Raw genomic sequence first — 565 nt, forward strand, 5'->3', positions numbered from 1 at the left:
TCGATCAAGGCCGGCCATGTCGCGCCATCGGTCATGCTGCGAAAGCTCGCCGCGTACGAACGGCAGAACCAACTCGACGTCGCGCTACAGGAAATCGGCAAGATCGAGCGAACCCTGTTCATGCTGGACTGGCTGGAAAATCCCGATCTGCGCCAGCGATGCCATGCTGGTCTCAACAACAGCGAACAACGCCATGCCCTGACGCAGGCAATCTACACCTTCCGCCAAGGCCGGATCATCGACCGCAGCCATGAGGCGCAACAATATCGGGCATCCGGCCTCAATCTAGTCATCGCCGCGATCGTCTACTGGAACACGATCTACATGGATGCTGCCGCCCAGCATCTACGATCAACCTCGGTCGCGGTGCCTGATTATCTGCTCGCCCATACGTCCCCCGTGGGTTGGGAGCATATTGCCTTCTCCGGCGATTTCCTCTGGGATCGAGCAGCCGCTTCCGCTGGCCGCAAGGCCCTCAATCTGCCGCCGGATAGCCGCGCCGCCTAAGCGTTCGCTGATTGTTCGCCCTTAGCGTTGTTTAGCGTACCATCCACGCTATGCCCTC

At 60.0% G+C, this 565-nt stretch carries 1 protein-coding gene; it reads left to right on the forward strand.

Features of this window, described 5'->3' with window-relative positions; all coding sequences use genetic code 11:
• Nucleotides 1-507, forward strand: a 507-nt coding sequence (locus AX735_RS17675) for a Tn3 family transposase (RefSeq protein WP_066282858.1), incomplete at its 5' end; no start/stop codon positions are given.
• Between the last annotated feature and the right edge of the window lie 58 nt (nt 508-565).

It is taken from the genome of Blastomonas sp. CCH1-A6, from assembly GCF_001556365.1.
GTDB lineage: Bacteria > Pseudomonadota > Alphaproteobacteria > Sphingomonadales > Sphingomonadaceae > Blastomonas > Blastomonas ursincola.